Below are 241 nucleotides of genomic sequence, written 5' to 3'. Positions count from 1 at the left end.
CTCGTCTTTCGCTACTCATGCCTGCATTCTCACTCGTGTGGCCTCCACGGCTAGGTCACCCTGCCGCTTCCATGGCCACACGACGCTCCCCTACCCATCCACACACCTGCCAGAAAATCCTTGGATCAACTGGGGGCTATTGCGTGAATGCCGCAGCTTCGGTGGTGTACTTGAGCCCCGCTACATTGTCGGCGCAGGATCACTTGACCAGTGAGCTATTACGCACTCTTTCAAGGGTGGC

General features: G+C 57.7%; 1 rRNA gene. It reads right to left on the bottom strand.

Annotation, left to right across the window (positions count from 1 at the left end):
- Nucleotides 1–241: ribosomal RNA gene (locus ASU23_RS11140) — 23S ribosomal RNA — on the bottom strand; the annotation flags it as partial.

It is taken from the genome of Rhodococcus sp. KB6, from assembly GCF_001445685.1.
Taxonomy (GTDB): Bacteria; Actinomycetota; Actinomycetes; order Mycobacteriales; family Mycobacteriaceae; genus Rhodococcus_F; species Rhodococcus_F qingshengii.
The sequence above is the reverse complement of the archived record's forward strand: the minus strand, read 5'-3'. Positions and strand labels throughout refer to the sequence as shown.